A 19,968-nucleotide genomic window follows, 5' to 3' on the forward strand; every position below is an offset into this window, starting at 1 on the left:
GATATACAGTTACTGTATGTTCATACAGCATTGTAACGAGGTAAATTATGAGCATCTATTCTTGGAACAACTCAACAGAACATTCTCTTAATAATTACGCACAATCAATCCCTGCTACAGGGCTTACCAATAGCTCTATACAACAAGGTATGGTGAGCGAACTTGTTTACGATGAAAAACACCCTATTATGGATTATATTTTATTACCAATGCTTCGTCAGTTTGGGGTTCAATCACGCTGGTTACTTTGGCTAACTCCAAATAAAAGGCTAAGTAAACACTGGTTAGAACAATCAGGTATACCTACTCATAAAGTTATGCAATTAAATCATATGGAAGATATCACTACGATTGATGCTATGGAAAAAGCACTAAGAAGTGGTAATTATAGTGTAGTTCTAGGGTGGCTACCGGAAATAAGCGAGCAAGATTTTGTTCGCTTACAATATGCAGCTCAAGAAGGTCGTTCTATCGGTTTAATTATGCGCCCACAAGAAACATATAATATGGTTAGCACACATGCAGGACAGCCAAACCACTTAAAAATTCACTCAAATCATTATCACTAGCTAAGATTAAGAATTTTCTTACTAAATTTAACCTTTAGAAATATTTATCTCTAAAGTTAAATTAAAAGTATTGTAGATCAATCAGATAGATAAAAAATAATCATTACGAAAAATATACATATCTCTCTGATTTATACACTAAAAAAATACTTTTTTTAACGATTATTGCTCACTCTACTTGTATCTTTTTAAGTTCGTTGTAGACTTTAGCTTGTTCGGCTTATGGCATTATTTTTTTACTTTTATTATTTTTTTGTAGATAATGTCTGCGAAACCTAGCAAGTAAATTAAACCAATGGCATATAATAAGGCTCAGCGAAGCCAAGCCAATATTGGATGATAACGAGGCGTAAAAATGAAAAAAACAGCTATCGCAGTAGCAGTGGCAGTAGCAGCTTTTGCAACCGTTGCACAAGCAGCTCCAAAAGATAACACTTGGTATACCGGTGCTAAATTAGGTTGGTCTCACTATGAAGACACTAGCCTGAACCCAGCAAAAACTGGTACAGACTATGCAGGTTGGGGCACTGTTGGTAACAGCACTGACCGTGACACAATCGGTGCAGGTGCCTACGCTGGTTACCAATATAACCAATACTTAGGCTTTGAGCTAGGCTACGATTGGTTCGGTAAAATGAAATACAAAGGCGCTGGTAACAGCGGTGACCTGAAATCTATGGGTGTTTCATTAACTACCAAATTAAGCTATCCAATCATTGATGACTTAGACGTTTACACTCGTTTAGGTGGTATGGTTTACCGCACTGAAGCTAAAGCTCACCAAAATGGCGAACGTTTCAAAGAAACTGACACTGGCGTTGCACCTGTATACGCATTGGGTCTTGAGTACGCAATCACTCCAGAGTGGGCGACTCGTTTAGACTACCAATGGGTTAGCAACTTAGGTGACAAAGACAATATCGGTACTCGTCCAGACAACGGCATGCTGAGTGTTGGTGTTGCTTACCGTTTCGGTCAAGCTGATGCTCCAGTTGTTGCTCCAGCTCCAGTTGTAGCTCCTGCTCCAGTTGTTGAAAACAAACGTTTTACTCTGCGTTCAGACGTTCTGTTTAACTTCAACAAAGCAAGCCTGAAACCAGAAGGTCAAGAAGCTCTGAATGAGCTGTACAACGAACTTAGCAGCATCGACCCAACTCAAGGTCGCGTACTGGTAGTTGGTTTCACTGACCGTATCGGTTCACAAAACTACAACCTGCCACTGTCACAAAAACGTGCTCAGTCTGTAGTTGACTACTTAGTTGCTAAAGGCGTTCCAGCTAGCGCAATCGCTGCAGAAGGCCGTGGTAAAGAAGATCCAGTAACTGGTAACAAATGTGACGATGTTAAAGGCCGTGCTGCTCTGATCGAGTGTTTAGCACCAGACCGTCGCGTTGAAATCGAAATCCAAGGTACAACTGAAGTTGTAACTCAACCAGGTGCTTAATTCTTAGCCCTAGTTTGAATTTCGAACTGAACATAAAAACCCCAATTAATATTGGGGTTTTTTTTACTATTAGAATAATAGGAACGATATAAAAATTCACTTTAAAATAAATATCTCGTAATAAAAGCATACTACTTGAATACATACAACAGTAATGAGCCGCTAACCTTTGTTAATTATCCTTTTCCTTTGACGTCCCGAGGATCGCTTGTAAATCTTGCTTTAATGAGCTCATCTGGCTTTCGTATTTATCTTTATGTTCTGCATCTTCAATCAACTGAATAATAGTTTCAGACAACGTTTTATTACGCTTCACTGCAAGATTAGACAAACGCTGCCACACCGAAAAATTTAAATCTATTGATTTCTTACGTGTATGGGGATGTTCTGCATTAAAATGACGTTTACGCCTCGCTCGAATACTCTGTTTCATTCGATTATCAAGCTCAGGATTCATATGCAAAGAGATCCACTTTAGTACATCAATCGGTCTATTTTCCATTTTTAGCAGCAAGTCTATCGCTTCTTTTTCTGCGCTTCTTTCTATATAACGGGTAATAGCTTCACCACCTCTTGCTTTATTGACGAGGTATTCCCATTTCCAGCCACATTCAAGATTTTCAAGCTGCTGATATTTCATAATTTTTCCTGAAGAAAATTGAACCTATCTTTATATTAGCAAGATTATAAACAAAATACTCAAGCAGATATTCGATTTAGTAGAATATTCACTTTTTCAGTAAAGAAGACAACCTACCCTTGTGAAAATAGTGTACAATCTGCCCCTATCTGTTAACAAATTAATAAAACTGCATGTCCACATTTGAATACATACTCGTCATCTATGGGATTGGCGGAGTATGCGCAATGCTATTTACCTTACTCGTTACAAAAGACCCTAACTGTTTTATGCGTTTATTGAGCGCCATACTTATTGGCTTAACTTGGCCAATGACACTACCTATTGTGTTTATGTTTTCGTTATTCTAGTCGATAATTCAACAATTATTGCTGCAAGATTGCCTATCAAAGGCTAATATAACAGGCTTGCCCGTTGGGTAATGAATTAGCCTGAATTTTGTTTATAAAACAAACAATATTATTTAGCAAATTTATTAAATAAACCTTGTTCAGGCATATACGCCCAGCTTATTGGCAGGCATTCTATTTATAACCCTATTAATAGCAGATAATTATAGTGATCAGTCAAGAACTAACATGGCAAGGCCTAATTCCTAACTTATCGTCATTTCAGACGAAATTTGTATCTTCAGAAACGTTGACCCCTGCAATTTTGTCAGACATTCAGCCTAGGCTGTCTGATGGCATACAACATTTTGTTGATGAATTTGCCCAAACGCGCTTTATGTTTATCAAGTCTGATGAAAGTGAGGCATATCTTAGCCTTTATGCTAATGCAATTGCCCCCCTGCTAGCAGAGATCAACGCCATTGATGGTGATTATCAGTTATCTGAAGATAACCGACTTTTTCAGTGGAAAAATGGTGTTAAAAGCCGTTTTTCTTCTCGTGAAAAAATCGCTTACCGTAATTGGATAGAACCTGAACAATTATTCGGCTATGTCACCCCGTCCTTGAATTTAGTGCCTGGCTTACTTCATCAAATCAATGGCGGCATATTAGTTATCGCAGCTAGTGCATTAATTAGCCAGCCTTTAATGTGGGCTCGCCTAAAAAATATGGTTAACCGTCAACAACTTGAATGGTTACCTTATTCTGAAAATCAACCTTTACCAATTGAAATTGAGCCACACCCCTTAGAACTTAAAGTTATTATTGTTGGTGACCGACTCGCTTTAGAAGAATTTGAATTTACAGCACCGGAGCTATTTAGCTGCGCTATTTATGGCGAATATGAGCCTATTATGTTCTTCGAGGATGAAGAGCAATTGGCCTTATGGATGCGTTACATAAAATCCATTATTGATTCGAATAAACTACCGAATATTTCGCCTGAAGGTTGGCTTCCTTTTATCCAACAAGCTGTACGTTACTGTGAAGATAAATTTAATCTTCCTCTTGATATTCTTTGGTTAGTTCGATCTCTTGTCGATGCCAGCCATTACCATGTTAACCATTTGCTTACTCAAGAGTCATTTAATCAAGCAAATGAAAATCGCCAATGGCGCCACAGTTTTCTTGCTGAACGTACTCAAGATGATATTTTACAAGAACAAATCTTTGTTAAAACCGAAGGCGAAGTCATCGGGCAAGTTAATGGTTTGTCTGTTTTGCAATACCCGGGGCACCCAGATGCCATTGGCGAACCTTCGCGAATCACCTGTGTTGCGCATTTAGGTGATGGTGAATTTACAGATGTAGAACGTAAAGCCGAGCTAGGTGGTAATATTCATGCTAAAGGCATGATGATCATGCAAGCCTATTTAAATTACGAGCTTAAATTAGAGCAACCTCAGCCCTTCTCCGCCTCTATCGTCTTTGAGCAATCCTATGGTGAAGTTGATGGTGATAGCGCATCGCTCGCAGAGCTGTGTGCTTTAATTAGTGCATTAGCTATACAACCTATTGATCAGCAAATTGCCATCACCGGTGCTGTTGACCAATTTGGTTATGTCCAACCTATTGGTGGGGTAAATGAGAAAATTGAAGGCTTCTTCGATATCTGTGAAAAACGAGGATTAACTGGTAGTCAAGGTGTCATCATCCCAATGGCAAATGTGCGCCATTTATGCACCAAGTCGGCTGTCGTTGAAGCGGTACAAAAAGGTCAATTCCATATTTGGCCTGTTGAACATGTTGCCCAAGCCATTACTTTACTCACTAAGCAGCCTTACTTTGAACAACAAGCTGAAGAGGAAAATGTACACCTGTTAGCTTTAATTCAAGAACGAATCAACCAAGCAAACTCACCTGATAAAGCTAGACTCCCTTGGTTCTTAAAATGGATGAGTTGAGTAAAGATTGCGTAAAAAATAGCAGATCGGAGTTGTTCAGCGTACAAGTGTACGCTATCCTGTAGCCCTACACATAATAAAGGCTATCTTAAGAACATGGTTGAGAAACGCGGATCCTACACAAAAGATGATTTAATTGCTTCTGGTAAAGGCGAGTTATTTGGAGAAAATGGTCCTCCATTGCCATCAGGAAACATGTTGATGATGGATCGTATCGTCAGTATGACTGAAGATGGCGGTACATTTAACAAAGGTTATGTGGAAGCTGAACTGGATATTAATCCAGACCTTTGGTTCTTTGGCTGCCACTTTACAAACGACCCTGTCATGCCAGGCTGTTTAGGCCTTGATGCAATGTGGCAGTTAGTTGGCTTCTACCTTGGCTGGCTCGGCGGTGAAGGTAAAGGGCGTGCATTAGGCGTTGGTGAAGTTAAATTCACTGGCCAAGTTCTCCCTACTGCGAAAAAAGTCACTTATCGCATTAGCTTTAAACGCGTGATCAATCGTAAGCTGATTATGGGTTTAGCTGACGGTGAAGTATTAGTTGATGGTAAATTAATTTATACTGCAACAGACTTAAAAGTGGGTCTTTTTAAAGACACGAGCGCATTCTAAGCTTTGAAATGCAAACCTCCGCAATGGCGGAGGTTCTTAAATTGATTGATCTCTTTAACTTGAAAACCCAAAAATACGCAAGAAAATCAGTACAGGTTATTTAACCTAAAGGATCAAAGAATATGGGGATTATACTACCGCTACGGTTCGGTCCTCCATCGCCTTTCGCCAACCACCTAGCCAATGCGACCGAGCATCTACTGCTTGATATGGGCACAGCTCTTTAGAGCGCCCTGCTAAACCTGCTTGATAACCTCTTGATAAAGCTCTTTCTAAACGGTCTCGTTTCTGTCTTTTCATGCCTTACTTCCCTCATCATTTAAATGGAAAAGAAAACAGCACCTACTATTTTTTAATAGGTACTCTATAGAAATAGCGCCCGTTGATAAAAAAATCAAGTAAAGATTTTCATATATTTGTCATAAATAGCATAAATGTGACTTGTATGTGGCAATTAATATAACTCATTGATTTAAATTTAAAATAAAAACATTCTTTTATTTATCATAATATTAGCGAATAAAAAAAGTTATTATTCACTAATATATAAATTAAAAGAATATCTATATTTGATAAAAATAATAATGCACCTGAAATATATAAAACCACATATATTCAAGGTGCATTTAATATAATTTACTTAAATAGTTGCCAATAACTAGTATTTATCTATTTCTTTCGCAATACTCTCAGCCACTTGCTGCCAACCCATCGATAACGTACGGACTAACTCTGGATAGCCATCTTCATTTTGATCTAACTGTACATCAAAATTACGGCGGATCACGTTGTTATCATGAGAGTAAGTCCAGAAACCTTGCACTAATACTTTCCCGTCATACCGCCCATTAAAGGCCGTTAAAGTGATATCAAGTGTATCCGGTGAGTTCTGTAATGGCTGCAACGATACCAATTTTTCAGGTAATGCTGCAGATAATTCACTCACCATCGACTGCCCAAGTTGTTGCTCTAATGGGCTAGCCCATAAGTGGGTACTTGCATTGGTATAACTGACATCTGTCGTTTGGTAGGTAATACCATTTGACGTCAGTACATCCGATAACATAATACGCTGCAACCATACTTGGCCTTTATCCATCACCTCTGCAGATTGTGTCTGAGGAGTTTTCATTGGCAATTGGTAGTACTTTTTCTCTGGAGTACTACTACAAGCCGCCAATAACAAAACAAATATCGATAATAAATATCTCATTATTTTTTCACTCCTTTAGGCTCAACATCCTTCGTGGGTTCAGCTTCAAAAACTAGTGCATTACTCTTATTATTCAAGGTACGTAAAAGTGGCTGAACTTCTCTCAATACTTGGTCTAAACGTTGCATGTTATCCACCATTTTATTATAAGCTGGTGAACCAGGTTGGAAACCTTGCATTGCTCGGTTCATTTCTTGCAGTGTTTTTTGCAAGTCATGAGGTAAATTCTGGAACTCTTTACTCGCCATCACTTTGTTGAGCTGAGCTAACATAGCATTAGCCTCTTTAACAACTTTTTGCCCTTCTGCCAATGTTTGTGTGGTTTGATTAAGCATCGGTTCAATTGGCATATTGTTAATTTTATCTAACACTGCAATGACTTTTTGTTGAATTTGCGCTAACCCTGCACTGGTTGTTGGGATAATTTTATAGCCAGCAACCACCATTGGGCCTTTATAAGGCTCTGCATTTTGCACAAAATCTAAGTCAACAAATAATGCGCCAGTTAGTAAATTTCCTGATTTTAATGATGCTCTCAAGCCATCTTTCAATGCTAAATTTAATTCATTTTTTAAATTAAAATTCTTGCCAACATCTTTAGAGAAACGTTCTGGCTCAATATGAATCAAAACAGGAATTCTAAAGTCATTATCCAGAGATTGGTCTAAACCTTCCGTATAAAAAGGCACTTGTGCAACAGTACCTAAACGAATACCCCGGAACTCGACCGGCGCGCCTGGTTGCAAGCCTCGCACTGAGTCGGAGAAAAATAAGACAAAATCTTGATACTGTGTATACAAAGAGTTTTGAATACTGCTTTGGTTGTCAAACAGTTGAAATTCCGTATTTTCCTTCACATTTGCACCTGGAACCCATCCCGTTGGAACATCAAAACTCACACCACCAGTAAGCAGTGTAGCAATTGAGCCCATTTCAACGTGAACACCTTGGGATGACATATCAAAAGCAATACCACTGTCTTTCCAGAAACGTACATTTGAACTAATTAATTTATCATACGGCGCATTGATAAATAATTGGTAGCGCATATCACGCTTATCCATATCAAAGTTGCTAGTTTCAACAGAACCGACTCGGTAACCACGGAATAATACAGGGTCACCTGGGTTTAATTGCCCTGCTTTATCACTCACCAGTACCACACGAATGCCCTTAGCATCTGGTGATGCAAGAGGAGGGGTATCCAACAGAGTGAACTCGAAATGCTCTTTTGCCGCTAACCCCGGTTGAAGCTCAATATAAGCACCTGAAAGTAATGTGCCCAGCCCAGTGACACCATCACGACCGATTGTCGGTTTTACAATCCAAAACGCGGAATCGGTACGTAGCAACTCTTTCATTTCATTGTTCAAGCGCGCTTTAATGATCACTCGACTAAAATTATCATCGAGTGTCACGCTTTCCACAACGCCAATATCAACGCTGCGACTTTTAATTTTCGTTTTACCCGCTTCTATTCCTTCAGCATTGTAAGTGATTAATGTCACTTCTGGGCCTTGGTTGCTAAAGTGGTAAAATAAGACCCAAGCACCAAGCAAGAGCGTCACTATTGGGATCACCCATACAGGCGACCAACTTTTTAGCTTGCTAATTTTGGCATTGGCCTGTGGTGTTTCTTTATCAGTCACCCGATGACTCCTTCTTGTTCAACAGTATTTACTTCATTTTTTCTTTCACAGCGATCCCATGTTAATCTAGGGTCAAAGGTCATCGCTGCAAACATTGTGAGAATAACAACCACACCAAAGAAAATAATCCCCATTGCAGGGACAATATTCATCAATTGCCCCATTTGAACCAAAGAGGCTAAAATAGTGATAACAAACACATCTATCATTGACCAACGGCCGACATATTCCACCAGCTCATAAATAAAGTGCATACGATGCGGGTCGCGATTACCGTACCCTTTAGAATCTAGGCAAAGCCACGCAATTCCTATCATTTTCAATGTAGGTACCATGATACTGGCCACAAAAATCACCATGGCAACAGGATATGACCCGTCTTCCCACAACAAAATCACACCATCAATAATGGTCGAATTTAATGCCGTTCCCAATGTATTAGTAGTCATCATTGGCAACACATTAGCAGGGATATACAACATAATTGATGTGACTAAAAGCGCCAAAGTCCATTGTAAACTTTGGTTTTTTCGTACACTACCATGGGAGTGACAACGTGGACATTTTGATTGTTCGGCAGGTAAAATCGCCGTACACACTAGGCATAAACGTACATCTTGCTTAATACCTGTCTGGCCCACGATTAACCGCCTATCTAGCTTCGGAGCCGCTTCAATTCGGTTCCACAGCCAATGGCGATCTAAGCATTGAAAAGCCCTTACTTGTAGCATGCAATACGCGCAATAAGGTAAAAAGCTTAACCCGATGCCAATATCACCGTAAGCTATCAATTTAACAAAACTGACTAAGACCCCCGCTAAAAAAATCTCAGCCATACACCACGCTTTCATTTGGAACAAAATGCGGGTTATCACCACTTTGATACTTTTAGGAATATGAACTTGTAACCCTAAAAGAATAATTGTGATCATGCAAAATGCAGGAATAATCAATGAAAAAAATAGAAAAAAGAGTGCCAGACCGCTATAACGTGTGGTTGCTATAATTTCAATTATTTGAAATAACGAAATTTCATTTTCAATCCCTGCGGCCCCCATCTTAACAAAGGGGAATAAGCAGGCAACAAACAGCATAATTAATGCACTGAAGGCATATGCTGCTGGCTGCTTATACGGATATCGCCACTTTGAGACCAATGTGGTCTCGCAGCGTGGACACGTTGCCTTGCTCCCTTGCTCCAATTCAGGGACTGCAACCAACATGTCACACTGAGGACAAAGCACATGTTCATGAGACTCATGGTTGCACAAAGTGTATTTGCTCCTTTAATTAAAACGTAATTAGCCGTTTTTCAGCAATTCAAGCTCTTGCCAACGGTCAAACGCTTGCTCTAACTCAGCTTCTTTTGCCGCTAACTGACTCAGCGTTTTTTCTGTTACATCATGTGGTTGGTTGAAAAAATCAGCATCACCAACTTGAGCTTGCAGCGCTTCAATTTCACTTTCAAGTTGTTCCAATTTTGCTGGTAATTGTTCCAATTCACGTAATAAATTGTAACTGAGCTTATTTGAACGTTTTACCGTTTCTTTCGATTTCGTCTGCTTATCTTGGCTAGCCACTTTACCCGTTTGTTCTGCTTTCAAACTCACGGTTTGTGCTTTTTGCTGTTGAGCATCGTAATACCCACCAGCAAAACGGTTAATAACCCCATTACCTTCGAAGATCCAACACTCTGTCACGCTGTTATCGACAAATTCTCGGTCATGGCTAACCAGTAAAACCGTTCCTTGGTAACCATCAACTAATTCTTCAAGTAACTCTAAAGTTTCGACATCAAGGTCGTTAGTCGGTTCATCGAGGATCAATAAGTTACTTGGTTTTAGGAATAAACGCGCGAGCAGTAACCGGTTACGCTCACCGCCTGAAAGTGCTCGAACAGGTGTCATCGCACGTTTTGGTGGGAACATAAAATCTTGCAAATAGCCTAGAACATGGCGTGGCTTACCATTTACCATGACTTCTTGTTTGCCTTCTGCCAAGTTATCCATCACGGTTTTATCTGGGTCTAATGCCGCACGATGCTGGTCGAAATAAGCAACTTCCAACTTAGTACCACAATGCACTCGTCCGCTGTCTGCTTGTAAATCCCCTAGCATTAAGCGCAACAATGTTGTTTTACCACAACCATTTGGCCCAACTAAAGCGATTTTATCACCACGTAATACTTGAGCTGAAAAATCTTTTACCAGTACTTTATTATCAATCTGGTAATTCACATTTTCCATTTCAAATACAATTTTGCCAGAACGAGCTGCTTCACCGACTTGCATTTTCGCTGTGCCCATCACTTCACGACGCTCTGAACGCTCTACGCGTAGCGCTTTCAGTGCACGAACACGCCCTTCATTACGAGTACGACGCGCTTTAATACCTTGGCGGATCCACGTCTCTTCTTGGGCTAATTTACGGTCGAATTCTGCATTTTGCATCTCTTCAACACGCAAAGCTTCTTCTTTGTTCACCAAGTAGTCATCATAATTACCCGGCCAAGAAGACAATTGCCCACGGTCTAAATCAATAATACGGGTTGCCATATTGCGGATAAATGAACGGTCATGGGAAATAAATACGATACTACCTTGGAAATCTTTTAAGAAATTTTCCAGCCAAAGAATTGTTTCAATATCTAAGTGGTTGGTTGGCTCATCTAAAAATAATACTCTCGGGTTACTCACTAACGCACGGCCCAAAGCCGCTTTACGTAACCAACCACCTGATAATGAAGACAGTTCTGCATCCGCAGGTAAACCGAGTTTTTTCAGGACATCACTGATACGAGAGTCTAATAACCATAAATTACGGTTATCCAACACCTCTTGCAATTCAGCTAATTTATTTAAATTTTTCTCGCTCGGGTCAGTTTCGACCTCTTTCGCAACATGGTGATAATCTTTGAGGTACTGAGCTTGTTCTGCAACGCCTTCAGCCACAAAATCAAAAATAGTGCCTTCAATATTACGCGGTGGATCTTGCTGTAAGCGAGCAACAATCAAGTCTTGCTCGTAAATTAACTGGCCATCATCCAACGGCTGCTCTTTCGTTAACACTCGCATTAATGTCGATTTACCCGCACCATTGCGACCAACTAAACACACACGTTCGTTATCTTCGATATGAATTTCGGTATTATCCAGTAATGGGGCATCACTAAACGAAAGGTATGCACCCGACAAATTAATTAAAGCCATTGATTCTATCCTTACTCTGCGTGGCTAATTAACCAGCAGTTATGTATTTGACGGTTACGAGCAAAATCTTCTGACAGTGTTTTAGCTGTGATTTCTTGTGCTTGTAATCCTAATTCTTTAATTGCTTCAAGATCCATTTTGAAACCGCGTTTGTTATTAGAAAACATCACGGTTCCACCACGGCGCAATAACCGTTTTAGATGGGTAATCAATTGGATATGATCCCGTTGTACATCAAATGTACCATCCATGCGTTTTGAATTTGAAAATGTTGGCGGATCAATAAAGATCAAATCAAATTGCTCCCGGCTATTTGCCAGCCAACTCAAGCAATCCGCTTGAATTAAACGATGCTGACGACCTGTTAGCCCATTCGCTTGTAGGTTTTTTTCAGCCCACTCAAGATAAGTACGTGACATATCGACGGAAGTGGTGCTTTTCGCGCCACCAAGCCCTGCATGCACAGTGGCAGTACCGGTATAACAGAACAAGTTTAGGAAATCCGCATCTTTACTCATTTGGCCTAACATTTTACGGGCAATACGATGGTCAAGGAATAACCCCGTATCTAGATAGTCCGTCAAATTCACCAACATTTTTGCATTGTATTCTTGTACTAAAAAGAAATCGTCTTTTTGGGCTAATTTCTCATATTGCTGCTTACCTTTTTGGCGCTGGCGTGTTTTTAACACTAGCTGATTCGATGTCAGTTCTAGCACATTCATTGTTGCAGTGATCACATCAAATAAGCGTTGACGCGCTTTGCGTTCATCAACGGTTTTTGGTGGTGCATATTCTTGAATCACCACTTTATCGCCATAAATATCAACCGCAACATTGTATTCAGGTAAATCCGCATCATAAACACGGTAACTATCAATACCTTGTTGTTTTGCCCATTTATTTAATTTCTTGATATTTTTACGTAAACGATTTGCAAAATCAGGTGAAATTTCCGCGATAGTTTCTGACGGTGTAGCCGCTAATTGATAATTCTTTTGAATGCAATCTAAAGGACCATTCTTGGCCTTAAATTCACGCTCTGAACGCAGTTGCAAACAGCTAAGTAACTCAGGAGAAGCACTAAAAATCGATAAACGCCACCCAGGGAAGCGAGCCTTCACGATACGCCCTAATTGGCTATGTAGCGCAATTAAAGCAGGCTCACTTTCTAAACGCTCACCATAAGGCGGGTTACTGATAATTGTTCCTATCGTATCGGTGTTAACTGGGTTTTCCAATGCTGCGGCATCACCTTGCTTAAAGGTGATTAAGTCTTGTAACCCTGCACGACGCGCGTTCGCACGAGCCATTTCAAGTACACGCTTATCAATATCAAAACCATAAAAACGTGATGTCGTCTCTTTCAAACCTTGGCGGAAACGAACTTGCGCTTCTGTGGTTAATTCACGCCAAAGTTCCGCGTTAAATTTCGACCATGCATAAAAGCCCCAATGAGTACGGTGTAATCCCGGGGCTTTATCTGTTGCCATCATTGCAGCTTCAATTAACAGTGTTCCTGAACCGCACATCGGATCGACCAATGGTGTTCCTTGTTGCCAACCAGAACGGTTAATAATTGCTGCTGCCAGTGTCTCTTTTAAGGGCGCTTGGCCTGCCAAATCACGGTAGCCACGTATATGTAGCGAGTCACCACTTAAATCGAGTGCCACACTGGCTCTTTCTTTATTAAGGTAGACGTTGATACGAATATCTGCTTGCTGGCGAGCGACATCAGGGCGCTGATCAAGCTTACGTACGAAGCTGTCTACGATAGCATCTTTAACTTTCAATGCACCGTATTGGCTGTTGCGAATTTCTTCGTTAGTCCCTGTAAAATGAACAACAAAGGTATCATTGACGGAGAAAATCTCACTCCAGTCGATAGCTTGCACACCAAGATACAAATCTAAGTCACTGTAGACGTCAAAATCATTCAGTGGCAATAAAATACGCGATGCCAGCCGACTCCACAGTAGGCTTTGGTACATAACACGTTCGTCGGCCTGAAAATAGACACCCCCCTGGGCCACTTTGCATTGGCTAGCGCCAAGCGATTCTAATTCCGTTTTCAGTAGTTCTTCAAGGCCGCGAGCTGTGCTGGCAAACAGAGAATTCATAGTATTTATTACCAATTTGGATGAAAAATTGTTGCGCATTATAGCTAATCTTATGCAGTTGTCATAAAGTTGCTACGCACAATTATAAGGATTAAAAAATGATAACGCTTTCGCGCCTTTATACACACCCAGTTAAATCTATGCGAGGAGTTCGTTTATCCCACGCCTTCGCTGATATTAGCGGTTTGACTTTTGATCGTAATTTTATGGTAACCACGCTGGAAGGTAAATTTATTACGGCGAGAAAATATCCACAAATGTTACTTTTTACACCGGTAATGCTCAATAATGGTCTTCACTTGCGAGCACCAAATGGCGAAAGTGCAACAGTATTGTATCAGGACTTTGATGAGAAACAGAGCCCTACTGAAGTTTGGGGCAATCATTTTCACGCACTTATTGCCCCTGAAGCGATAAATAGTTGGTTAACTAGCTTTTTTGACGAACCTGTACAACTACGCTGGCTTAGTCCTCAGCTTTCTCGCCGCGTCAAAGAATACCAAGATGTGCCAATGTCTTTTGCTGACGGCTATCCCTTTTTACTGATCAACGAAGCTTCTGTCCAAGACCTGCAACGTCGATGCCCTGCCAGTATTAAATTAGAACAGTTTCGTGGCAACTTAATTATTACTGGCGCCAAGCCGTTTGAAGAAGATACATGGAAAACTATTCAAATTGGTGATGTCGTCTTTACATTAGATAGGCCATGTAGCCGATGCATTTTAACGACTGTTAGCCCAGAAAAAGGGATTAAACACCCCCACAGTGAACCACTTGCAACACTACAAACCTTCCGTTCAGATGAAACCGGCGATGTCGATTTTGGCCAAAATGTGATTATCAAAAATACAGGTGTTATTCGTGTTGGTGATACCCTGACGGTATTAGAAACTAAACCTGCAAAACAATATTTAGTTCAAGAGCGGGAAAATGACCTAGCAGCTAATAAATTAAATACTCAAGCCAATAATGTCAGTTTAGTTTTTGAGGAAACAGAATATACAGGTGATAACCAAAATGTGATCCTTGAACAATTAGAATCCCATGGTTTAACTATCCCTTATTCGTGTCGAGCAGGTATTTGTGGTCGCTGTAAAATTAAGCTTATTTCTGGGGAAGTCACTCCATTAAAACAAAGTGCCATCAAAGAAAACGGTTACATACTCGCCTGCAGCTGTATCCCAAAAACAGCGGTTAAATTAGCGTTTAACTAAATGTTGGTTTTGCTTTTTAACACCATCAGCGGAGTAATTCTCAGATGGTGTTAAACACTCAAAACTAGATTAATTAAATTAGCAAAGAAACCTATTTATTTAACTATTTTTCACTAGATCTTTGCCGATCATTTAAATAGCATTACCATATAATTGACGTTTAACTTTAGATGAATATTCAAGCATGCGATCGTTCATGATCTTAATTGGATCGCAAAACCGTAAAGTTCGATCGGGTAATTCTAAGATTGGTTCTGCTAATAAACATAAACTCGCAGATGGGCCAGCTTCAGCAATAATAAATGTGAAGTACTGGTTTGTATTTTCTAAACACACTTGAATTATTTGCCCCTGCTTAGGTTCATTAATATAGTGAAATGAAGAAAAATACCAACTCTTTGGCATCTGTGGTTTTAAAAAACGAAAAGCAACTAAGCTATTTAAGACTAATTCAGCTCTTTCTTCTTGAGTAATATTTAATCTTTTAGCCTGCTCATCGAATAAATAATATTCACCTGCATCTTCGATACTAAATGGCATCTCATTACGAGCAAAAACCGTTAGCATCTTAGCAGGAAAACATGAACGAAATATCATGCCGTTGGCGAGATCTAACATCACCCTATTATGGTCATGATCAAAATACCAACGCCAATGATCATCAGGTTTAATATTCATAAACGACCCTTTAGCGATTTACCGGTAAATATAGCAGAAATGATCTCTATAGTGATCCTTTCTAAATTTACTCTAGGGCTTATTTTTATATGCTAAAAATTGGATCTACTAAATAAGATACGTTAGAAATACCCGGATAATATTGTTATCTAAATAGCAAATCTACTAAAAATTGAGTTCAATTTGATACAAAAATAGCCACTATTAGCAATATAGTTTAAAAGGGGGAATAAATAAACCCCCTTGATAGGTAAATTTACAATTTATTACTAGATATGATTAACAATATCTTTAATTAATTTTGGCCCATGGTAAATAAAACCAGAATAAATTTGAATTAAAGAGGCACCCGCTTCCATTTTTTCACGTGCTGCAGTAAGGGAATCAATTCCACCCACTCCAATTATTGGCAGTTTGCCATTTAATTCACGCGAAATAATCTTAATAACTTGTGTGCTTTTTAATTGTACAGGACGACCGCTTAATCCACCTGCTTCATTGCAATGATTTATCCCTTGAACCAAAGAACGATCTAACGTGGTATTCGTTGCAATAACGCCATCGATATTATGTCTGACTAGGCTATCTGAAACTTGGATAATTTCCTCTTCAGATAAATCAGGCGCAACCTTTACAGCAACAGGCACATATTTTTGGTACTGTAATTGTAATTCCAGTTGTTTTGCTTTTATGCTACTTAATAAATCATCCAGCGCTTCGCCATATTGTAATGTACGTAACCCTGGCGTATTTGGTGAGGAGATATTAATAGCAATATAACCTGCATGAGCATAGACCTTATCCATGCAAATTAAATAATCATCTTTACCTTGTTCAACAGGCGTATCTTTATTTTTACCTATATTGATTCCAATGACCCCACCGTAATTCGATTTCTTGACGTTCTCGACAAGGTTATCGACACCTTTATTATTAAAGCCCATCCGGTTAATTAAACCTTCAGCTTCTACAAGTCGAAATAACCGCGGTTTATCATTACCAGATTGGGGACGAGGAGTTACTGTACCAATTTCTATAAACCCAAAACCCATTGCGCCAAATGCATCAATACATTCACCATCTTTATCTAAACCCGCAGCAAGCCCTAGTGGGTTTTTGAAGGAAAGCCCCATACATTGAACGGGCTTAGTGGCAACTGATTGGCGAATAAGACATTGGAAAGGGGAATGATTCAAACGTTGAAGCTGGCGAAAAGTCAATTCATGCGCTTTTTCGGGGTCGAACTGGAATAGTGCCTTGCGGGCAAGGTGATATAGCATATCCAATAACCTATTTTTACTAGTACGTTTCAATAGAGTAGACATCATGTCGCACGCTAAAACCCCGCCAAATACAATTTGCCGAGCTTTCATTCATACATGCGATTTTTTCGTCGGATAAAACGCGCTACAGATTACCCTATCTTATTGCCCTTTTACCACGAAAAAATCAATAAAAATGCATTTGTCTGGGGTTTCGGGAGAAAAACAACCATTTTATGAGAGTTATCTCTCATTTAATATTCCACTTTTGTCATAAACAATAATAAGCCGCTAAATTAAATTTTAGCGGCTTATTAAAACCAATAATTGGCTAGCTATATATAAACTAGCTTTCTAACGCTTTGGTTATTTTTTCAAATAGATCACCAGAAAGGTTATCAAGCGCTTTTAACTGTTCAAGCACTTTGCGCATCTGTGCTTGGCGCTTTGCATCATAACGTTTTAAACGGATCAACGGCTCAATCAGTCTTGATGCTACCTGTGGATTACGCGTATTCAGATCGACTAAAATTTCATACAAGAATTGATAACCACTGCTATCTTCTGCATGGAAATTAACTGGATTCCCTGCAGTGAAGGCACCAACAAGTGAGCGAACACGGTTAGGATTGCTCATACTAAATGAACGGTGATTCAATAATTCACGTACATTGGTAAGGGCCTCTTTCGCTGGATTTGCGCCTTGTAATGTAAACCACTTATCCATAACTAACCCGTCATGGTGCCAACGCTCATCAAAGTCTGCCATTAACTGATCTTTACAAGCTAACTGTGATTCATTTGCTGCGGTCAATGCAGCCAGCGAATCCGTCATGTTATCGGCTGATTGGTATTGTTCCAGCACTAATTTGTTCGCCAGCTCGCTATCGTCACCCGCGGCTAAGTATTGCAGGCAAATGTTACGCAATGAGCGTTTAGCAATATCTTGGTGATCAACACGATAGCCATCAATATTAATGGAACGATAAACAGAGAGAAGTTCATCATGCATTTCTACCGCTAATTGATGATGGATAAAGTTCACCACTTCATGGATTGCGACAGGGTCGATAACCGTAAATAATTCGGCAAGCTCATTTTCGGAAGGTAATGTTAATATCAATGCGACTAACGCAGGATCAATCGAATCACTTAATAATACCCCACGGAAAGCATCAACCACCGACTCAGGCAAAACTAATGCCTCGCCGTTTTGATAATGAGCCACGTTAATTTTTACATAATTATTAATTAGTTGCTGCGCGGCATCCCAACGAGCAAATTCATTGCTTGCATGCTGCATCAAGAAAGCTAATTGCTCATCCGTGTAGTTGTAATCTAATTTTACAGGGGCTGAAAACTCACGTAATAAGGATGGAACTGGACGTCTTGTCACCTCATCAAATACAAACGTTTGAGTTTCTTGCGTAATGTTTAGCACTGAATTTACAACACTGCCATCACGTTTTAGCGTAATAATGCCACCTTGCTCATCATAGAGCTCAATATCCAATGGGATATGCAATGGTTTCTTTTCAGCTTGATCTGCTGTAGGTGGCGTCATTTGGCTAACATGTAGGGTATATTGCTGTTTTTCTGGTGAATATTCATCACGTACAGTTAAAACTGGTGTCCCTGATTGGCTATACCAACGACGAAATAGTGATAAATCAACATTTGATGCATCTTCCATCGCCTGCACAAAATCGTCACAGGTTGCCGCACTGCCATCATGGCGATGAACATAAAGTTGTATTCCCGCTTGGAACATTTCCTCACCGAGCAGTGTATGGATCATGCGAATAACTTCAGAACCTTTTTCATACACCGTTAAGGTATAGAAATTGTTCATTTCAATGACTTTGTCAGGACGGATCGGGTGCGCCATTGGGCTTGCATCCTCAGCAAACTGGGCTGAACGCATCACTTTGACATTGTTAATACGGTTAACTGAGCGGGAGCCTAAATCAGAGCTAAATTCTTGATCGCGAAAAACGGTTAACCCTTCTTTTAGGCTTAATTGAAACCAGTCACGACAAGTAATACGGTTTCCTGTCCAATTATGGAAATATTCATGTCCAATCACAGATTCGATATTCAAATAATCTTTATCCGTCGCGGTTTCGCTTTTAGCTAAAACATATTTAGAGTTAAAGACATTCAGCCCTTTATTTTCCATTGCTCCCATGTTGAAGAAATCAACGGCAACAATCATATAGATATCAAGGTCATACTCTAAACCAAAGCGTTCTTCATCCCATTTCATGGCATTTTTCAGGGACTGCATTGCCCAAGGAGCACGGTCTAAATTGCCTTTATCGACAAAAAGTTCTAACGCAACTTCACGGCCACTACGAGTCACAAAGCTGTCTTTTAAAACGTCAAAATCGCCTGCTACTAAGGCAAATAAATAACTTGGTTTCGGGAATGGGTCTTCCCACTTAACCCAATGGCGACCATCTTCTAACTCACCTTCTGCGATACGGTTACCATTTGACAGTAAATAAGGATAACGTGATTTATCTGCTGTAATTGAGGTGGTATAACGAGCCAGCACATCTGGTCGGTCTTGGTAATAGGTAATATGGCGAAAACCTTCCGCTTCACATTGTGTGCATAGCGCCTCACCTGAAACATATAGCCCTTCTAGCGCTGTATTTTTTTCAGGACTAATTTCATTCACAATCCGTAGTGTGAATGATTCAGGTAATGACTCAATAATCAATTTACCTTCAGATTCTTTATAGTCCTGCCATGCTTTGCCATCGACTTCGAGGCTGACTAACGATAAATCTTCGCCATTGAGTTCAAGCGTTGAAGATTGCGGATTAAGGCGTTTTACCTTGCTTACTGCGGTAACCACTGTCTTCACTGGGTCAAGATTAAAATCGAGGTCAATTTCTGTAATTGTGTAATCAGGTGCTTGATAATCCTGACGATATTTCGCTTGTCTTAACTGGGTCATAAGTAACCTTTTAATTCGTTATATTCAATATCGTACTGCTTTAATACTTATACAATACTATAAGCCACAATAATGTGAATGGATTTGAGAAACAT

Annotated in this window: 16 protein-coding genes; 6 read left to right on the forward strand and 10 right to left on the reverse strand. The window is 39.8% G+C overall.

Going from position 1 to position 19,968, the window contains the following annotated elements; all coding sequences use genetic code 11:
* Nucleotides 1-47: 47 nt before the first annotated feature.
* Together sulA and ompA are read left to right on the forward strand one after the other, a co-directional pair.
* On the forward strand, nucleotides 48-569 hold the full coding sequence (sulA, locus tag FVA69_RS13985) for an SOS-induced cell division inhibitor SulA (RefSeq protein ID WP_004909652.1): 522 nt from the start codon (nucleotides 48-50) through the stop codon (nucleotides 567-569).
* 355 nt (nucleotides 570-924) lie between these two features.
* Entirely contained in the window at nucleotides 925-2,013 is a 1,089-nt protein-coding gene (gene ompA, locus FVA69_RS13990; protein WP_109911065.1) for a porin OmpA, read from the forward strand.
* A 172-nt stretch (nucleotides 2,014-2,185) separates the two neighbouring features.
* On the opposite strand, the gene matP is transcribed toward ompA, so the two are convergent.
* The gene (gene matP, locus FVA69_RS13995) at nucleotides 2,186-2,653 is read right to left on the reverse strand and encodes a macrodomain Ter protein MatP (protein WP_109911064.1); all 468 of its coding nucleotides are present in this window, start codon (nucleotides 2,651-2,653) and stop codon (nucleotides 2,186-2,188) included.
* Nucleotides 2,654-2,826: 173 nt separating this feature from the next.
* Here matP and FVA69_RS14000 point away from each other — a divergent pair, with 173 nt between their 5' ends.
* The 3 genes from FVA69_RS14000 to fabA all read left to right on the forward strand — a co-directional run bounded on the left by FVA69_RS14000 (nucleotide 2,827) and on the right by fabA (nucleotide 5,563).
* Complete coding sequence (locus FVA69_RS14000) at nucleotides 2,827-3,003, forward strand: GhoT/OrtT family toxin (RefSeq protein WP_004909646.1); 177 nt, start codon at nucleotides 2,827-2,829, stop codon at nucleotides 3,001-3,003.
* Between the two features lie 208 nt (nucleotides 3,004-3,211).
* Nucleotides 3,212-4,948, forward strand: coding sequence for an AAA family ATPase (locus FVA69_RS14005; RefSeq protein WP_164528971.1), 1,737 nt, complete (start codon nucleotides 3,212-3,214; stop codon nucleotides 4,946-4,948).
* A 96-nt stretch (nucleotides 4,949-5,044) separates the two neighbouring features.
* The gene (gene fabA / locus FVA69_RS14010) at nucleotides 5,045-5,563 is read left to right on the forward strand and encodes a bifunctional 3-hydroxydecanoyl-ACP dehydratase/trans-2-decenoyl-ACP isomerase (protein ID WP_004909641.1); all 519 of its coding nucleotides are present in this window, start codon (nucleotides 5,045-5,047) and stop codon (nucleotides 5,561-5,563) included.
* Between the two features lie 129 nt (nucleotides 5,564-5,692).
* Here the strand turns inward: fabA and rmf are convergent, their stop codons facing one another.
* The 6 genes from rmf to rlmKL form a co-directional block, all read right to left on the reverse strand.
* Nucleotides 5,693-5,863: a ribosome modulation factor gene (gene rmf, locus FVA69_RS14015; RefSeq protein WP_004909639.1), complete on the reverse strand. Its 171-nt coding sequence runs from the start codon at nucleotides 5,861-5,863 to the stop codon at nucleotides 5,693-5,695.
* Nucleotides 5,864-6,221: 358 nt separating this feature from the next.
* A complete protein-coding gene (pqiC, locus tag FVA69_RS14020) occupies nucleotides 6,222-6,776 on the reverse strand; it encodes a membrane integrity-associated transporter subunit PqiC (protein WP_004909636.1) in 555 nt (184 codons plus the stop codon).
* Nucleotides 6,776-8,425 (reverse strand): intermembrane transport protein PqiB, encoded by a 1,650-nt coding sequence (gene pqiB, locus FVA69_RS14025; protein WP_004909634.1) that lies wholly within the window; start codon nucleotides 8,423-8,425, stop codon nucleotides 6,776-6,778. Before pqiB ends, pqiC begins: the two co-directional genes overlap by 1 nt.
* Complete coding sequence (pqiA, locus tag FVA69_RS14030) at nucleotides 8,422-9,648, reverse strand: membrane integrity-associated transporter subunit PqiA (RefSeq protein ID WP_231136580.1); 1,227 nt, start codon at nucleotides 9,646-9,648, stop codon at nucleotides 8,422-8,424. Before pqiA ends, pqiB begins: the two co-directional genes overlap by 4 nt.
* Before the next feature lie 78 nt (nucleotides 9,649-9,726).
* The gene (locus tag FVA69_RS14035) at nucleotides 9,727-11,634 is read right to left on the reverse strand and encodes an ABC transporter ATP-binding protein (RefSeq protein WP_109911058.1); all 1,908 of its coding nucleotides are present in this window, start codon (nucleotides 11,632-11,634) and stop codon (nucleotides 9,727-9,729) included.
* An 11-nt stretch (nucleotides 11,635-11,645) separates the two neighbouring features.
* Nucleotides 11,646-13,754 (reverse strand): bifunctional 23S rRNA (guanine(2069)-N(7))-methyltransferase RlmK/23S rRNA (guanine(2445)-N(2))-methyltransferase RlmL, encoded by a 2,109-nt coding sequence (rlmKL, locus tag FVA69_RS14040; RefSeq protein WP_117162072.1) that lies wholly within the window; start codon nucleotides 13,752-13,754, stop codon nucleotides 11,646-11,648.
* A gap of 98 nt (nucleotides 13,755-13,852) precedes the next feature.
* Here rlmKL and FVA69_RS14045 point away from each other — a divergent pair, with 98 nt between their 5' ends.
* On the forward strand, nucleotides 13,853-14,968 hold the full coding sequence (locus FVA69_RS14045) for a YcbX family protein (RefSeq protein WP_164528972.1): 1,116 nt from the start codon (nucleotides 13,853-13,855) through the stop codon (nucleotides 14,966-14,968).
* A gap of 132 nt (nucleotides 14,969-15,100) precedes the next feature.
* Here the strand turns inward: FVA69_RS14045 and FVA69_RS14050 are convergent, their stop codons facing one another.
* The 3 genes from FVA69_RS14050 to pepN all read right to left on the reverse strand — a co-directional run bounded on the left by FVA69_RS14050 (nucleotide 15,101) and on the right by pepN (nucleotide 19,873).
* Nucleotides 15,101-15,646: a cell division protein ZapC gene (locus FVA69_RS14050; RefSeq protein WP_004909622.1), complete on the reverse strand. Its 546-nt coding sequence runs from the start codon at nucleotides 15,644-15,646 to the stop codon at nucleotides 15,101-15,103.
* A 269-nt stretch (nucleotides 15,647-15,915) separates the two neighbouring features.
* Nucleotides 15,916-16,926, reverse strand: coding sequence for a quinone-dependent dihydroorotate dehydrogenase (gene pyrD / locus FVA69_RS14055; protein ID WP_109911326.1), 1,011 nt, complete (start codon nucleotides 16,924-16,926; stop codon nucleotides 15,916-15,918).
* A 328-nt stretch (nucleotides 16,927-17,254) separates the two neighbouring features.
* A complete protein-coding gene (pepN, locus tag FVA69_RS14060) occupies nucleotides 17,255-19,873 on the reverse strand; it encodes an aminopeptidase N (protein WP_164528973.1) in 2,619 nt (872 codons plus the stop codon).
* Between the last annotated feature and the right edge of the window lie 95 nt (nucleotides 19,874-19,968).

Origin of the sequence: Providencia sp. PROV004 (assembly GCF_011045615.1) — a bacterium.
GTDB classification, from domain to species: Bacteria; Pseudomonadota; Gammaproteobacteria; order Enterobacterales; family Enterobacteriaceae; genus Providencia; species Providencia rettgeri.

Coding starts and splice junctions, on each gene's coding strand:
- FVA69_RS14050 (WP_004909622.1), bottom strand. CDS start 15,646: ATGAATATTAAACCTGATGATCATTGGCGTTGGTATTTTGATCATGAC.
- pqiA (WP_231136580.1), bottom strand. CDS start 9,648: ATGTTGGTTGCAGTCCCTGAATTGGAGCAAGGGAGCAAGGCAACGTGT.
- ompA (WP_109911065.1), top strand. CDS start 925: ATGAAAAAAACAGCTATCGCAGTAGCAGTGGCAGTAGCAGCTTTTGCA.
- pqiC (WP_004909636.1), bottom strand. CDS start 6,776: ATGAGATATTTATTATCGATATTTGTTTTGTTATTGGCGGCTTGTAGT.
- fabA (WP_004909641.1), top strand. CDS start 5,045: ATGGTTGAGAAACGCGGATCCTACACAAAAGATGATTTAATTGCTTCT.
- FVA69_RS14045 (WP_164528972.1), top strand. CDS start 13,853: ATGATAACGCTTTCGCGCCTTTATACACACCCAGTTAAATCTATGCGA.
- rlmKL (WP_117162072.1), bottom strand. CDS start 13,754: ATGAATTCTCTGTTTGCCAGCACAGCTCGCGGCCTTGAAGAACTACTG.
- rmf (WP_004909639.1), bottom strand. CDS start 5,863: ATGAAAAGACAGAAACGAGACCGTTTAGAAAGAGCTTTATCAAGAGGT.
- matP (WP_109911064.1), bottom strand. CDS start 2,653: ATGAAATATCAGCAGCTTGAAAATCTTGAATGTGGCTGGAAATGGGAA.
- sulA (WP_004909652.1), top strand. CDS start 48: ATGAGCATCTATTCTTGGAACAACTCAACAGAACATTCTCTTAATAAT.
- pyrD (WP_109911326.1), bottom strand. CDS start 16,926: ATGCTATATCACCTTGCCCGCAAGGCACTATTCCAGTTCGACCCCGAA.
- FVA69_RS14035 (WP_109911058.1), bottom strand. CDS start 11,634: ATGGCTTTAATTAATTTGTCGGGTGCATACCTTTCGTTTAGTGATGCC.
- FVA69_RS14000 (WP_004909646.1), top strand. CDS start 2,827: ATGTCCACATTTGAATACATACTCGTCATCTATGGGATTGGCGGAGTA.
- pepN (WP_164528973.1), bottom strand. CDS start 19,873: ATGACCCAGTTAAGACAAGCGAAATATCGTCAGGATTATCAAGCACCT.